The sequence below is a fragment of the Hydrogenophaga sp. OTU3427 genome, from assembly GCF_038440225.1.
Lineage (GTDB): Bacteria > Pseudomonadota > Gammaproteobacteria > Burkholderiales > Burkholderiaceae_C > Hydrogenophaga.
The window spans coordinates 114,375-128,127 of sequence record NZ_JASATI010000001.1; the positions used below are offsets into that span (position 1 = coordinate 114,375).

The window sequence follows — 13,753 nt, forward strand, 5'->3', positions numbered from 1 at the left end:
TGACTCCAGAGGGAATATCGGGGATGGAGCGATTCTGAAGACCTCCTTCCCAAAGGCAAACGACTTTGTTCTTGTTTCTTTATATCTAAATGGGCATAAAGAAAGCGGGCGGCCGTGGTGGCCGCCCGTGGTGTGACGTGCGCGGGGTTCAGAGCTTGGCGATGGACACCTCGGTCGACTTGACCAGCGCGACCACGTCGGAGCCGACCTTCAGGCCCAGGTCGTCAACGGAGCGGGTGGTGATGACCGAGGTGACGATGCCCCAGGGGGTTTCGACGTCGACCTCGGAGACGACGTCGCCGCGGATGATTTCCTTGACCTGGCCCTTGAACTGGTTGCGGACGTTGATGGCTTGGATGGACATGAAAAACTCCTTGAAAAAATCAGATGGCCCAGCGCAGGCCGCTGGCGGGGATGCCGGTCCAGGCGGTGTCGGGCACTGGCGGGTCGGTTTCGGGAATCTGCAGCACCCGGTCCAGGATGCGTTTCTCGATCGCGGCGAAGGCAGCGTCGCCGCGCGAGCGCGGACGTGCCAGCGGGATGCGCTCGTCCAGCGCGATCGCGCCGTCCTCGATCAGGATCACGCGGTCGGCCAGGGCCACGGCCTCCTGCACGTCGTGGGTGACCAGCAGGGCGGTGAAGCCGTGGCGCGTCCACAGGCCTTCGATCAGTTCGTGCATCTCGATGCGGGTCAGCGCGTCGAGGGCGCCCAGCGGCTCGTCGAGCAGCAGCAGCTGGGGCTGGTGCACCAGGGCGCGGGCCAGCGAGACGCGCTGGCGCTGGCCGCCCGACAGCCGCGCCGGCCAGTCCTCGAGGCGGTCGCCCAGGCCGACCTGGCCGAGCACCGCCTCGGCGTCCTGGCGGCGGGCCGACGGCAGGCCCAGGGCGACGTTGTCCACCACGCGCTTCCAGGGCAGCAGGCGCGCGTCCTGGAACATGATGCGGGTGTCCTCGTGCAGGCCCTTGACGTCCTGGCCGTCCAGCAGAAGCTGTCCGCTGGTGGCGGCTTCGAGCCCGGCCACCAGGCGCAGCAGCGTGCTTTTGCCGCAGCCGCTGCGGCCCACGATGGCGACGAATTCGCCCGGCTCGATGACGAGGTCGTTGTGGCGCAGCACTTCGCGCCGGCCGTAGTGTTTGCTCAGGCGCTGCAGCTGCAGGCGCACGCCGCGTTGTGTGTCTTGTGTCATGGTGTGTTCCTCACTTGGCCTGGTATCCGGGGTGCCAGCGCAGCCAGTAGCGTTCAAGGGAGCGGGCAAAAATGTCCGCGAACTTGCCCAAAGCGGCGTAGAGCAGGATGCCCACCAGCACGATGTCGGTCTGCAGGAATTCGCGCGCGTTCATGGTCAGGTAGCCGATGCCGGCCTGGGCCGAGATGGTCTCGGCCACGATCAGGATCACCCACATCAGGCCCAGCGAGAACCGCAGGCCCACCAGGATGGAGGACAGGGCGCCGGGCAGGATGATCTGGGTGTAGAGGCCCCAGCGGCTCAGACCGTAGGTGCGGCCCATCTCGATCAGGCCGGGGTCGACGTTGCGGATGCCGTGGAAGGTGTTGAGGTAGATGGGGAAGAACACCGCCACCGAGATCAGGAACAGCTTGGCCGCCTCGTCGATGCCGAACCACAGGATGACCAGCGGGATCAGCGCCAGGGCGGGGATGTTGCGCACCATCTGCACCGAGGAGTCGAGCAGGGTCTCGAAGAAGCGCACCGAGCCGGTCAGCAGGCCCAGCAGCAGGCCCAGGCCGCCACCGATGGCCAGGCCGGCCAGGGCGCGACCCGCGCTGACCTTGACGTGGGTCCAGAGTTCACCCGACACGGCCAGGGCCCAGAAAGCCTTGATGACCTCCAGCGGTGCGGGCAGCACGCGCGAGGACAGCCAGCCGTTGCTGGAAGCCAGTTGCCAGCCCGCGATCAGCGCCACCGGCACCAGCCAGGGCAGCAGGCGCTGGCCCAGTTGCGCCAGCAGGCCGGCCCACTGCACGCGAGGGAGGGAGAGGAATCCCCAGCCTGGCGCCTCGATGACGTCGGGCACCGGGGTGGTCTGCAGTTCACGCACGGACGTGTTCATGGTGTGGGTCTTTCAGCTTTGCGACACGCGGGGTGCGTAGGTGTTGGCGACGATCTCGCCGAAGGGTCCGTTGACGGCCTGGCCGGGCAGCTTGTCGCGCAGCTTCAGCGGCAGCAGCGGGAACACCAGTTCGGCGAAGCGGTAGGCTTCCTCCAGGTGCGGGTAGCCCGACAGCACGAAGCTGTCCAGGCCCAGGTCGGCGTATGCCTGGATGCGCGCGGCCACGGTCTGGGGATCGCCCACCAGGGCGGTGCCGGCGCCGCCGCGCACCAGACCCACGCCGGCCCACAGGTTGGGGCTGATCTCCAGGTCGGCGCGAGAGCGTCTCTTTCCGTTGCCGTGCAGTGCGGCCATGCGGCGCTGGCCTTCCGAGTCCATGCGCGAGAAGGCGGCCTGGGCACGGACCACGGTGTCGTCGTCGAGCTTGCCGATCAGGCGCTCGGCGGCCTGCCAGGCCTCATCCTCGGTCTCGCGCACGATCACGTGCAGGCGGATGCCGAACCTCACGGTGCGGCCGTGGCGTGCCGCGCGGGCGCGCACGTCGGCCACCTTCTTGGCGACCTCGGCCGGCGGCTCGCCCCAGGTCAGGTAGGTCTCCACCTGTTCCGCCGCCAACTCGTGCGCCGCTTCGGACGAACCGCCGAAGTAGACCGGCGGGTGGGGCTGCTGCACCGAGGGGTAGAGCAGGCGCGCACCCTTGACCTGCAGGTGTTGGCCATCGAAGTCGAAGGCCTCGCCGGTGTGGCTGCGCGCGATGATCTCGCGCCAGATGCGGATGAACTCGGCCGACTGTTCGTAGCGCTGGGCGTGGTCCAGGAAGACGCCGTCGCCTTCGAGTTCGGTCTGGTCGCCGCCGGTGACGAGGTTGATCAGCAGGCGCCCGCCCGAAAGGCGGTCGAAGGTGGCCGCCATGCGTGCGGCCAGCGACGGCTGGTGCAGGCCGGGGCGCACGGCCACCAGGAACTTCAGGCGCTGCGTGACCGGCAGCAGGCTGGCGGCCACCACCCAGGGGTCTTCGCAGGAGCGGCCGGTGGGGATGAGCACGCCCTCGTAGCCCAGGCTGTCGGCCGCTTGCGCGACCTGCTTGAGGTAGTCGTGGCTGACCTGGCGGGCGCCTTCGCTGGTGCCGAGGTAGCGGCTGTCGCCGTGGGTGGGGATGAACCAGAAGATGTTCATGGCGTGTTCTCAGGCCAGGCGGCCGGCGGCGGCGTCCAGCACGTTGATTTTTTTCGGGATCAGCTTGAGCTCGAAGAAGGTGTCGGCGATGACCTGCTGCTCCTGCAGGATGGCGCGGGTGATGGGCGTGGTGCCGTAGACGGTGCGGGCGACCGATTTGTCGACCACCGGCTTGGGCAGGCCCCACAGGGCCGCCAGTTCCTTGGCGGCGGCATCGCGGTGGGCGGCGGCCCACTGGTCGACCTTGTTGAGTTCGTCGATGACGAGCTTGATGACGTCGTCGTTGCGGTTGGCGTAGTCCAGCGAGGAAAAGTAGTAGCCCCGGTTGTTGACCACGCCCTGGGCGTCGGCCAGCAGGCGCGCGTCCAGCGTGACCTCGGCCGCGGCCAGGAAGGGGTCCCAGATCACCCAGGCGTCGACCGAGCCCTTTTCGAAGGCGGCGCGGGCATCGGCCGGCGGCAGGAAGACCGACTGAACGTCCGCGTATTTCAGGCCGTGCTTCTCCAGCAGCTTGGCCAGGAAATACTGCACGTTGGAGCCCTTGTTGTAGGCCACCTTCTTGCCCTTGAGGTCGGCCACGGTCTTGATGGCGGAATCCTTGGGCACCAGCACGGCTTCCAGCGCGGGGCGCGGCTGGGTGGCGGCCACATAGGCCAGCGGTGCACCGGCGGCCTGGGCAAAGATGGGCGGCGCCTCGCCCACGTCGCCGAAGTCGATGGAGCCGACGTTGAGCGCTTCGAGCTGCACCGGGCCGGCGGTGAATTCGGTCCAGCTGACCTTCACGCCCAGCGGCGCCAGGCGCTGCTCCAGCGTGCCCCGGCCCTTGAGGACCGAGAGCAGGCCTTTCTGGTTGCCGATGCGCAGCACGCGGCCGGTTTGTGCGGGGGCGGGAAACGCGGCCAGGCCGGCGGTGGCCGCCACGGTGGCGGCCGCGGCGGCGCGGGTGACGAATTGGCGGCGGTTGATGGAGGAATGCGACATGGAGAACTCCTGGATGGGGCAAAAGCGGGCCCGACGCAGCCCGGCAGGGGCGGCGTTGGACAACGGGTGTGTGTGGAGGGTGTGTGTGGACTCAGCGCGTGGCGGGGGCGCCCGCGCTGGCCAGCCGTGTGGCGTCGTGCCGCCAGACGATGTCGGCCACCTGCACCGGCTTGGGGATCAGGCCCAGGCGCTGGAAGGCGTCGGCCACGCGCTGCTGGTCCGCCACGGTGGCCGGGCTCAGCGGCGCCACCGGCGACGGCGGGCGGCGCTGCAGGAACAGGCTGACCACGCCGGCGTCCAGGCCGCTGAAGTCGGCGATCAGCTTGATCGCCTGCGGTCGCTGGGTTTGCACGAAACGGTCGGCGCGGCTCAGTTCCTCCAGCAGCACCTTGAGGGTGGGGCCGTGTTCGGTGGCGAAGGGGCGCGAGGCCAGGTAGAAGGCGTTGTTGCTGGCCAGCTCGCGGCCGGTGGCCAGCGCACGGGGGCGCAGGGACAGCTCGGTGGCGGCGTAGAACGGGTCCCAGATGGCCCAGGCGTCCACGCTCCTGCGCTCGAAGGCGGCGCGGGCGTCGGCCGGTGTCAGGTAGATGGGCTGGATGTCGTTCCAGGATAAGCCGGCCTTGTCCACCGCGCGCACCAGCAGGTAGTGGGCGCTCGAACCTTTCTGGACGGCGATCTTGCGGCCTTTGAGGTCGGCCAGCGTCTTCAGCGGCGAATCCGCCAGCACCAGCACGGCCGAGCTGTCGGGCTTGGGCGGCTCGGCGCCCACGTAGAGCAGGTCCTTGCCGGCGGCCTGGGCGAACACCGGCGGCGAGTCGCCGGTGAGGCCGAATTCCAGGCTGCCGACCGACAGGGCTTCCAGCAGCTGCGGGCCGGCCGGGAATTCCAGCCAGCTCACCTTGGTGTGTGGCAGCCGCTGTTCCAGCCAGCCGGACTGCTTGACGATGACGAGGTTGGCGGCCGACTTCTGGTAGCCGATGCGCAGCAACTCGGGCGCCTTGGCCTGGGCGTAGCTGGGCGCCGGCAGCAGCAGCAGGGCCAGCCCCAGGGCCGCGATGGCCGCGGCCAGCAGGCGCCAGATCCAGCGTTCGATGCGTTCGTCCAGCAAGGCCTGGGATGGCAGGTGGGTGTCTTCGAATTCGGGTGCGACGTGGGGTGTGGTCATGGCGTTTCTCCAGAGGACATCAGCAGCAGGGGGCAACAGCTGCCCTGGCCGCACGGGTGGCGCGGCCTGTGTGAGCGGGGTTGGAGGGCGGAGGGCCCGGGGGCCCTCCGGTTCAGACGCTACATCGCACCTGGTTGAAGGGCACCGGGGCAAAGCCGGTGGCCGCCGGCAGGCGCAGGCCTTCGCTGAAGAGCAGGTTCACCGCGTCGTCGAGCCGGGTGTGGATTTCGTCGCCGATGGTGTAGCTGCCCAGCACGTCGCGTGGCACCTGGGTGTCGGTGGCGTAGACGCCGGGCAGGATGTGCCGGGCCGAGAGCGCCTGCAGCACCGGGCGCAGCGCGTAGTCCAGCGCCAGCATGTGGTGCGGGCTGCCGCCGGTGGCCAGCGGCAGCACCACCTTGCCTTTGAGCGCGGTCTGCGGCAGCAGGTCGAGAAAGACCTTGAGCAGGCCGCTGTAGGCGGCCTTGTAGACCGGCGTGGCCACGACCAGGGCCTGGGCCCGTGCGACCTGTGCCAGCGCGGCCTTGATGCCGGGGTGGCCGGTGTCGGCCAGCAGCAGGGCGTGTGGCGCGAGTTCGCGGATGTTCAGCCGTTCGATGGCGCCGTGCCGACGTTGCAGGCGTTCGGCGACGGCATCGAGCAGGGCCACCGAGCGCGAGGGTTCGGAGGGGCTGCCGGCGATCAGGAGAATGGACATGGCGGGGTGCGGGACGGTTGGCGGGAGGTGGCGTGGCGCGGTGTCACTTCTTGGTGTAGATCTGGTCGAAGCTGCCACCGTCGGCGAAGTGGATCTTGGTCGCCTTGTCCCAGCCGCCGAAGGCGTCGTCCAGCTTGAACAGGTTGATCTTGGGCAGCTGTTTCGCGTACTTGGCCTGCGCCTTGGCCGAGGTCGGGCGGTAGAAGTTCTTGCCGATGATGTCCTGCGCCTCTTCGCTGTAGAGGAACTTCAGGTATTCCTCGGCCACGGCGCGGGTGCCCTTCTTGTCCACGTTCTTGTCGACCAGGGTCACGGCCGGTTCGGCCAGGATGCTCAGCGAGGGGTAGATGAAGTCCACCTTGTTGCCGAATTCCTTTTCCAGCAGGTAGGCTTCGTTCTCCCAGGCGACCAGCACGTCGCCCTGGTTGCGTTGCGAGAACGTGATGGTGGAGCCGCGGGCACCGGTGTCGAGCACCGGCACGTTGTTGTAGAGCTTGGCGACGAAGTCCTTGGCCTTGTCGTCACCGCCGTACTTGCGCTTGGCGAATTCCCAGGCGGCCAGGTAGTTCCAGCGGGCGCCACCCGAGGTCTTGGGGTTGGGCGTGATGACCTTGACGTCCGGACGGATCAGGTCGTCCCAGTCCTTGATGTTCTTGGGGTTGCCGGCGCGCGTGACCAGCACGATGGTGGAGGTGTAGGGCGAGCTGTTCAGGGGCAGGCGCTTCTGCCAGTCCTTGGGGATCCAGTTGCCGTTGCTGTGCAGCGCGTCGGTGTCACCGGCCAGGGCCAGGGTGGCGACGTCGGCGTCCAGGCCGTCGATGATGGAGCGGGCCTGCTTGCCCGAGCCGCCGTGCGACTGCTTGACGGTCACATCCTGGCCGGTCTTGGTCTTCCAGTGTTTGGTGAAGGCGGCGTTGTACTCAACGTAGAGTTCGCGCGTCGGGTCGTAGGACACGTTGAGCAGGGTGACCTGCTGGGCCAGCGCGGCGGTGGCCAGGCTGGTGCCCAGGGCGGCGGTGCTCAGGAAGCGGAGGGTCTGGCGGCGGGAGATCATGGAAAACATCCTTATCAGGAACATCAGGTGTTCGCATGATCTGGACATTTCCTCATTAACGGAACCAATCCTTTTTTGGTTGTTTATTACGGAATCATCTGAAGAAAAAGGCCTTGTTGCACAAGGGCTTGAGCGACCTTTTGTGGATCGTCGACACCTGCTCAGACCGCCACGACGCGGTTCTTGCCGCTTCGCTTGGCCAGGTACATGCCCTGGTCGGCGCGTTTGATGGCGTCGGCGCCCCCCTCGTCGGCCAGCAGTTGGGCCACGCCGGCGCTGAAGGTGATCAGCAGGCGCTCGTTGCCTTCGAGGAAAAACCGCTTGGTCAGCTCGCGCTGCAGCCGCGCCATGGCCTCCACGCCCTGGTCGAGCGTGGTGTCGGGCAAAACGATCACGAATTCCTCGCCGCCGTAGCGGGCCACCGTGTCCTGTGGGCGCAGCACCTGCCGCGCCACGTGGGCCAGGTGCACCAGGGCGGCGTCGCCGGTGTCGTGGCCGTGGGCGTCGTTGATCTTCTTGAAGTCGTCGAGGTCGAGCAGGGCCACGCACATGGGCGTGTCCATGCGCCGCGAGCGCGCCAGCTCGCGCTTGAGGTCTTCGTCCAGGCCCTTGCGGTTGAGGGCGCCGGTCAGGGGGTCGTGGCGCATCTGGGCGCTGGCGTGGTCCAGCTGCTGCTGCAGACGCAACACCTCGGCGTCGGTGTGTTCGGCCTTCTTGCGCAGTTCTCGCAACTCGTCGCTGGCCCGTTGCGCATCGGTGGCCATGGAGCGGGTGGCCGCGATGGCCTCCTGCAGCACCGGCGCGATGTCGCTCAGCGTGCCGGCCGACTCGAGCTGTCTGGCACAGCGGTCCAGCTTCTGGGTGAAGTCGCTGCTGTTTTCCGTCATGCGGCCGAGCCGCTCGATGAAGCCGGCCAGCATCTCCTTCATGTCCTGTTGCGCCGCCAGCGTCTGGGCCTTCACCTCGGCCTGCTTGTGGATCACGTCGCGCAGGCGGCTTTGCACCTCCTCCAGGCGCTTGAGCACCAGGGGCGGCTGGGTGGCGCTCTTGAGGGCCTCCACCTGGCCGTGCAGCCAGCGGTCGTCCAGGCTCAGCTCGGCGATGTTCTCAAACACCAGGTTGAGCAGGTTGAGCAGGGTGTTCTTGATCGCGCCCTGTTCCTCGGCCGAGAACGAGAGCCGGTAGCTGAAGTTGCCCAGCATGACCTTGAGCACCGCCGGGTCGCAGTCGGGTTGGCGCAGGTACTGGATCAGTTTGTCCGCCAGTTCGTTGACGCGCTGGTCCTCGTTGCCCACGGCGGGCAGGGTGTTGTCCACCAGACGGGCGATCTGTTCGAGCAGATCGGGCGCGATGCCGGCGCCTTCCTGCACCACGCCGGACCCCAACACCGGCCGGGCCGCGATCCCGCCCGGCTGCGCGGGCGGTTGGGGCACGCTGGCGTAGTCCACCAGGGCCTTTTCCAAACCGGCCCAGTTGCACTGGCTGACCGCTTTTTCCACCTGCAACTGCACCCGCCTCTGCGCTGGCGTGGCGGTGGGCAGGGCCGCCGCCAGGGCCATCATCTGCTCGGTGGGGAAGGGCCGTGCCGGGCGTGTGCCGGCGATTTCGTGCCAGATGCGCTGGTAGTTGTCGGGCGTGGGCGGCAGCTTGCGGGCCGTCAATTGCCTGACGGTTTCGCGGGCCAGGTCGGTGGGGGTGCGGGTGTCCATGGCGTGTTGGGGCGAGCGGTGGGGCGTTCAGTCGCCCATCACCACGCCCTCGCGGCGCGGGTCGGCGCCGCCCCACCAGATGGCCTGTCCATGGGCCTGGCCCCGGGCAATGCCTTGCAGGCCACTGGTCATGTTCATTTCGCGCACCTCGTGGCCGCGGGCCTTGAGGGCCTCGACGGTGGCGGCCGGGAAGCGTTTTTCCTCCAGCAGCGTGGGCGCGCCGGTGGCGCCGAAGTTGGGCAGGTCGATGGCTTGTTGGGGCAGCAGGCCCCAGTTGAGCACGCCGTGCAGGGTCTTGGCGGTGTAGTGGATGATCAGCGCGCCACCGGGGCTGCCGGCGCTCATGACCAGTTGGCCGCTGTCCTTGTCGAACACCAGCGAGGGCGACATGGACGAACGCGGGCGTTTGCCCGGCTGCACGCGGTTGGCGATGGGTTGTCCGTCGGCACCGGTGGGCGCGAAGCTGAAGTCCGTCAGCTCGTTGTTGAGCAGGAAGCCCTGGACCATCTGGCGCGCGCCGAAGGCGTCCTCGATGGTGGTGGTCATGGCCAGCGCGTTGCCCCGGCCGTCGACGATGCTGATGTGGCTGGTGCCGTACTCGGGCTGCTCGGGCATGGGCGCGTGGGCCGTCTTCGCGCCACCCGGGTTGCCGGGCTGGGCCGCCTTGTTGGCCTGCGGGCCGATCAGTCGCGCCCGTTGTGTCAGGTAGGCGGGGTCGAGCAGGCTCATCCAGCTGCCCGCTGGCGGGGCCACGAAGTCGGGGTCGGCCACGTACTGGGCGCGGTCGGCGAAGGCCAGGCGCGATGCCTCGGCGTAGCTGTGCAGCCAGTCGGCCGAAGGCAGGCCGTCCTGCAGCGGCAGTTGGGCCGCTGGTGTGCGGGCCAGGATCCCCAGGATTTGACCGACCGCGATCGCTCCCGAGCTGGGCGGCGGAAAACCGCAGACGCGGAAGTCGCGCCGGGGTTGGCCGGCCCCCGCGAGGTCGTGGCACAGGGCTTCGCGCTCCTTGGGGGCGTAGCCGGCCAGGTCGGCCAGGCTGAGCTGGCCCGGGTTGGTCGGGTGGCGCCTCACCTTGTCGACGATGGCCTGGGCCACCGGGCCTTCGTGCAGTGCCCGCGACCCTTGCCGGGCGATGGCATCGAGCACCTGGGCCAGCTCCGGGTTCCTGAGCACATGGCCCACCGGGTGGGGCGTGCCGTCGGCGCGGTAGAAGTAGGCCGCCGCCGTGGGGTCCTTCTTGAGGTGCGGTTCGGCGGCCAGCAAGGTGTGCAGCCGCGGGCTGACCGGGAAGCCCTGGGTGGCCAGCGTGATGGCTGGCTGGAACAGCGCCGCCCAGGGCAGCTTGCCGTGCTTCTGGTGCGCCATTTCCAGCATGCGCACGGTGCCGGGCACCCCCACCGAGCGGCCACCGACCACGGCGTCGTGAAACACCATGGGTTTGCCGTCGGCCGTCAGGAACAGCCTGTCATCGGCTGCGGCGGGCGCGGTCTCGCGGCCATCGTAGGCCGCCGTGGTGCGGCCATCGTGGTGCAGCAGAAAGGCGCCGCCACCGATGCCACTGGACTGGGGCTCGACCAGGGTCAGCACCATCTGCACCGCGATGGCGGCGTCGACCGCGCTGCCGCCGGCCTTCAGGATCTGATAGCCGGCGTCGGTGGCCAGCGGGTTGGCGGCCGCCACCGCAAAGGAGCGGGTTGCCCAGCCCGGCTTTTCGGTGTAGCCCGAGGCCGCTTCGGGCTGCCGGGGCACCTGGTAGGTGAACGGGCCGGGCCCGCTGGCACAGGCGGCCAGCAGCAAGGCGGCCGATGTGGTGGCACTGCACGCGGTCAGACGGCGCAACAGCGTGATCGGGTGGACGGGCATGTGGTTTTCCTCCTCGGAAAACCATCATAAACCGCAGATCACCCGTTGGTGCAGCGGCCCTGGTGTCAGCGGGGCGCCAGGCGGATGGCGCCGTCCAGGCGGATCACCTCGCCGTTGAGCATGTCGTTCTCGATGATGTGCTTGACCAGCTTGGCGTAGTCGCTGGGCGTGCCCAGGCGGCTGGGGAAGGGCACGCCGGCGGCCAGGGCGTCCTGCACCTCCTGCGGCATGGAGAACAGCATGGGCGTGCCGAAGATGCCAGGCGCGATGGTCATGTTGCGGATGCCGTTGCGCGCCAGGTCGCGCGCGATGGGCAGGGTCATGCCCACCACGCCGCCCTTGCTGGCGGCGTAGGCGGCCTGGCCGATCTGGCCGTCGTAGGCCGCCACGCTGGCGGTGCTGATCAGCACGCCGCGTTCGCCGGTGGCCTCGGGCTCGTTCTTGCACATGGCGTCGGCGGCCAGGCGGATCATGTTGAAGCTGCCCACCAGGTTGACCATGATGGTCTTGGTGTAGACGGCCAGTGCGTGCGGGCCGCTCTTGCCCACGGTCTTCTCGGCCGGCGCGATGCCGGCGCAGTTGACCAGGCCCATGAGCTTGCCCAGCGAGGTGGCCAGCGCCACGGCGGCCTGGCCGTCGGCCTCGTTGCTCACGTCACACTTGATGAAGGCGCCGCCGATGGCCTGGGCCACGGCCTCTCCCTTGTCGGCCTGCATGTCGGCGACCACGACCTTGGCGCCGTGGGCGGCCAACATGCGCGCCGTGCCTTCGCCCAGGCCCGATGCGCCGCCGGTGACGATGAATACCTTGCCTGCGATGTCCATGGAATGCTCCTCTGTGTGGATGGGTTGATGTGACGTTTACGTAAACGTCAATTATCACGCATGCGCCTGGCCCTGGCGCCCTGGCCTGGCAACGGCTTGGCCGACACAACTGTCAAAATACTGTTAATATGTACAGTATCAACCACTGAGCGAGGCCTTATGACCATCAAAGCCATTTTCCGCAAGCTGACCGGCCGGGGCGGCGCCCTGAACAACGCGAAGACGACCCGCGAGATCTGTGTGCTCAACGTGGTGGCCGCGAGCGCGCAGGTGTCCGTGTACGAACTGGACTGAGCGCCATCCAGGCGCCGGCGCATCAGCCGCGCGCCGCCTGCAGCAGGCCTTCCATGAAGGCCTTGTGCAAAGGGGTTTCCACCGCCTCGAGTCGCCGGATCACGCCCACGCTGCCTTCGCGCAGGTAGGGCAGGGGCAGGGGCACCAACTGGTGGTTCTTGTGGAAGCTCTCCATCAGGCGCCCCGACATCGGGGCCACCAGGTCGCCGTCCTGCAGCATCGAGAGGATGACCAGCGTGGAGCCCGACTCGACGCGGTAGCGCGGGGTCGGCTGGCCGGCCAGCGCCAGCTCGTGTTCCAGCTCCCGCCGTATCGGGCTGGTCTTGGGCGGGGTGATCCACGGGTAGCGCATGACATCGGCCCAGGCCAGCTTGCGCTTGCGTGCCAGCGGGTGCTGGGGGCCCACCACGATGCGGATGTGCTCGGGGTAGAGCAGGTCGCAGCGCAGGCCGGGCTCCAGCCGCGCCTGGTCGGTGCGTGTCACCACGAAGTCCATGCGCCCTTCGAGCAACTGTGGCATCAGCAGGTCCAGCCGGTCCTCGACCAGGCGCAGGAAGGCATCGGGGTGGCGTTTGCCCAGCAGGTGCGCCGCGCGCGGCACCACGCCCGTGGCCACGGTGGGCGTGGTGCCCACCACCAGGTTGCCGGTGATGCCGTTGCTCAGCAGCCGTATGGTGGTCTGGGTGCGGTCCAGCTCCCCGATGATGGCGCGCGCATGCTGCACCAGCGCGGCACAGTAGTCGGTCGGCTCCAGGCCGCGCGGGCCGCGCTTGAACAGCTTGACGTTGAGGTCTTCCTCCAGCTCCCCCAGCCACTTGGACAGGCCGGGCTGTGTCACCCCCATGCGGGCCGCCGTGTGGCTCACGTTGCGGTTCTCGTACAGGGCCACCAGCAGGTAGAGCTGGCGCATGCGCAGCCGTTGGGTCCATTCCATCCGCTTTATTCCACCTTGACGTTGGCGGCTTTCACCACCTCGGCGTATTTCTTGAGATCGGCCTGAATCTGGGTGCCGAACTCGGCCGGCGTGTTGCCCGCGGCGGCGATGCCCAGCGAGGCCAGCCGCTCCTTCACGTCCGGCGACTGCACAACGGCGTGGATCTCGCGCTGCAGCCGCTCGACGATGGGCCGGGGCGTGGCTGCGGGCGCCAGGATGCCGACCCAGGAACTGGATTCAAAGCCCGGCACGCCGGCCTCGGCCACGGTGGGCACGTTGGGCAGGGACGGCAGGCGGGTGGCGCTGGACACCGCGATCGGATGGAGCTTGCCTTGTGTCACGAAGGGATAGGCGCCGGCCACCGCCGTGTAGAGCATGGGCAGGGTGCCCCCGACCACGTCGCTCATGGCCTGGCCGCCCCCCTTGTAGGGGATGTGCACGAAGTGGGCGCCGGTGCGTTGCTTGAGCAGTTCGCCCGCCAGGTGGGGCGTGCTGCCGGTGCCGGCGCTGCCGTAGGACACGCCACCGGGCTGCGCCTTGGAGTAGGCCACCAGCTCGTTGAAGTTTTTCACCGGCACGCTCGGGTGGGTGACGATGATCAGCACGGCATCGCCGATCTTGCTCACCGGCGCCAGGTCCTTGAGGGTATCGAAGGGCACCTTGGCATAGACATGCGGGTTGATCACCAGCGTGCCGTCGAAACCCAGCACCAGGGTGTAGCCGTCGGGCGCGGCGGTGGCCGCCATCTGGGTGCCGATGTTGCCCGAGGCGCCCGGCTTGTTGTCCACCACCACCTGCTGACCCAGGCGCTGGCCCAGTTTTTCGGCCACGATGCGCGCGCTGGTGTCGGTCACGCCACCGGGCGCGAAGGGCACGATCAGGCGGATCGGCTTGCTGGGGTAGTCCTGCGCGGCCGCCGGCAGCGCAGCGGCGGCCAGTGTGGTCAGCGCCAGGGCGAGCAGGGCGCGGCGTGGGGTGGTGTGCAT

At 68.5% G+C, this 13,753-nt stretch carries 14 protein-coding genes; 1 reads left to right on the forward strand and 13 read right to left on the reverse strand.

Going from position 1 to position 13,753, the window contains the following annotated elements:
* Positions 1-148 precede the first annotated feature (148 nt).
* The 11 genes from AAHB17_RS00500 to AAHB17_RS00550 form a co-directional block, all read right to left on the reverse strand.
* Positions 149-364: a TOBE domain-containing protein gene (locus AAHB17_RS00500; RefSeq protein WP_342128446.1), complete on the reverse strand. Its 216-nt coding sequence runs from the start codon at positions 362-364 to the stop codon at positions 149-151.
* A 19-nt stretch (positions 365-383) separates the two neighbouring features.
* A complete protein-coding gene (locus AAHB17_RS00505; RefSeq protein WP_342128447.1) occupies positions 384-1,187 on the reverse strand; it encodes an ATP-binding cassette domain-containing protein in 804 nt (267 codons plus the stop codon).
* Between the two features lie 10 nt (positions 1,188-1,197).
* Positions 1,198-2,070 (reverse strand): aliphatic sulfonate ABC transporter permease SsuC, encoded by an 873-nt coding sequence (ssuC, locus tag AAHB17_RS00510; protein WP_342128448.1) that lies wholly within the window; start codon positions 2,068-2,070, stop codon positions 1,198-1,200.
* 12 nt (positions 2,071-2,082) lie between these two features.
* Positions 2,083-3,246, reverse strand: a complete 1,164-nt coding sequence (gene ssuD / locus AAHB17_RS00515; RefSeq protein ID WP_342128449.1) for an FMNH2-dependent alkanesulfonate monooxygenase — start codon at positions 3,244-3,246, stop codon at positions 2,083-2,085.
* A 9-nt stretch (positions 3,247-3,255) separates the two neighbouring features.
* Positions 3,256-4,227: a sulfonate ABC transporter substrate-binding protein gene (locus AAHB17_RS00520; protein ID WP_342128450.1), complete on the reverse strand. Its 972-nt coding sequence runs from the start codon at positions 4,225-4,227 to the stop codon at positions 3,256-3,258.
* 91 nt (positions 4,228-4,318) lie between these two features.
* Entirely contained in the window at positions 4,319-5,392 is a 1,074-nt protein-coding gene (locus tag AAHB17_RS00525) for an aliphatic sulfonate ABC transporter substrate-binding protein (RefSeq protein WP_342128451.1), read from the reverse strand.
* A 112-nt stretch (positions 5,393-5,504) separates the two neighbouring features.
* Positions 5,505-6,089, reverse strand: a complete 585-nt coding sequence (gene ssuE, locus AAHB17_RS00530) for an NADPH-dependent FMN reductase (RefSeq protein WP_342128452.1) — start codon at positions 6,087-6,089, stop codon at positions 5,505-5,507.
* A gap of 43 nt (positions 6,090-6,132) precedes the next feature.
* Positions 6,133-7,143 (reverse strand): sulfate ABC transporter substrate-binding protein, encoded by a 1,011-nt coding sequence (locus tag AAHB17_RS00535; protein WP_342128453.1) that lies wholly within the window; start codon positions 7,141-7,143, stop codon positions 6,133-6,135.
* A gap of 161 nt (positions 7,144-7,304) precedes the next feature.
* Positions 7,305-8,852, reverse strand: a complete 1,548-nt coding sequence (locus tag AAHB17_RS00540) for a GGDEF domain-containing protein (protein WP_342128454.1) — start codon at positions 8,850-8,852, stop codon at positions 7,305-7,307.
* Positions 8,853-8,879: 27 nt separating this feature from the next.
* Positions 8,880-10,715 (reverse strand): gamma-glutamyltransferase family protein, encoded by a 1,836-nt coding sequence (locus AAHB17_RS00545; RefSeq protein ID WP_342128455.1) that lies wholly within the window; start codon positions 10,713-10,715, stop codon positions 8,880-8,882.
* 65 nt (positions 10,716-10,780) lie between these two features.
* Positions 10,781-11,539 carry a 3-hydroxyacyl-CoA dehydrogenase gene (locus AAHB17_RS00550; protein ID WP_342128456.1) on the reverse strand — a complete coding sequence of 253 codons (759 nt, stop codon included), beginning with the start codon at positions 11,537-11,539 and terminating at the stop codon, positions 10,781-10,783.
* Positions 11,540-11,698: 159 nt separating this feature from the next.
* On the opposite strand from AAHB17_RS00550, the gene AAHB17_RS00555 reads away from it, so the two are divergent.
* Positions 11,699-11,833 (forward strand): hypothetical protein, encoded by a 135-nt coding sequence (locus AAHB17_RS00555; RefSeq protein ID WP_342128457.1) that lies wholly within the window; start codon positions 11,699-11,701, stop codon positions 11,831-11,833.
* A gap of 22 nt (positions 11,834-11,855) precedes the next feature.
* Here AAHB17_RS00555 and AAHB17_RS00560 read toward each other — a convergent pair whose 3' ends face one another.
* Positions 11,856-12,767, reverse strand: coding sequence for a LysR family transcriptional regulator (locus AAHB17_RS00560; protein WP_342128458.1), 912 nt, complete (start codon positions 12,765-12,767; stop codon positions 11,856-11,858).
* A 5-nt stretch (positions 12,768-12,772) separates the two neighbouring features.
* Complete coding sequence (locus AAHB17_RS00565) at positions 12,773-13,753, reverse strand: Bug family tripartite tricarboxylate transporter substrate binding protein (protein ID WP_342128459.1); 981 nt, start codon at positions 13,751-13,753, stop codon at positions 12,773-12,775.

Excerpts from the sequence above, each read along its gene's own strand:
- AAHB17_RS00500 (WP_342128446.1), bottom strand. The coding sequence starts at position 364 with ATGTCCATCCAAGCCATCAACGTCCGCAACCAGTTCAAGGGCCAGGTC.
- AAHB17_RS00505 (WP_342128447.1), bottom strand. The coding sequence starts at position 1,187 with ATGACACAAGACACACAACGCGGCGTGCGCCTGCAGCTGCAGCGCCTG.
- ssuC (WP_342128448.1), bottom strand. The coding sequence starts at position 2,070 with ATGAACACGTCCGTGCGTGAACTGCAGACCACCCCGGTGCCCGACGTC.
- ssuD (WP_342128449.1), bottom strand. The coding sequence starts at position 3,246 with ATGAACATCTTCTGGTTCATCCCCACCCACGGCGACAGCCGCTACCTC.
- AAHB17_RS00520 (WP_342128450.1), bottom strand. The coding sequence starts at position 4,227 with ATGTCGCATTCCTCCATCAACCGCCGCCAATTCGTCACCCGCGCCGCC.
- AAHB17_RS00525 (WP_342128451.1), bottom strand. The coding sequence starts at position 5,392 with ATGACCACACCCCACGTCGCACCCGAATTCGAAGACACCCACCTGCCA.
- ssuE (WP_342128452.1), bottom strand. The coding sequence starts at position 6,089 with ATGTCCATTCTCCTGATCGCCGGCAGCCCCTCCGAACCCTCGCGCTCG.
- AAHB17_RS00535 (WP_342128453.1), bottom strand. The coding sequence starts at position 7,143 with ATGATCTCCCGCCGCCAGACCCTCCGCTTCCTGAGCACCGCCGCCCTG.
- AAHB17_RS00540 (WP_342128454.1), bottom strand. The coding sequence starts at position 8,852 with ATGGACACCCGCACCCCCACCGACCTGGCCCGCGAAACCGTCAGGCAA.
- AAHB17_RS00545 (WP_342128455.1), bottom strand. The coding sequence starts at position 10,715 with ATGCCCGTCCACCCGATCACGCTGTTGCGCCGTCTGACCGCGTGCAGT.
- AAHB17_RS00550 (WP_342128456.1), bottom strand. The coding sequence starts at position 11,539 with ATGGACATCGCAGGCAAGGTATTCATCGTCACCGGCGGCGCATCGGGC.
- AAHB17_RS00555 (WP_342128457.1), top strand. The coding sequence starts at position 11,699 with ATGACCATCAAAGCCATTTTCCGCAAGCTGACCGGCCGGGGCGGCGCC.
- AAHB17_RS00560 (WP_342128458.1), bottom strand. The coding sequence starts at position 12,767 with ATGGAATGGACCCAACGGCTGCGCATGCGCCAGCTCTACCTGCTGGTG.
- AAHB17_RS00565 (WP_342128459.1), bottom strand. The coding sequence starts at position 13,753 with ATGCACACCACCCCACGCCGCGCCCTGCTCGCCCTGGCGCTGACCACA.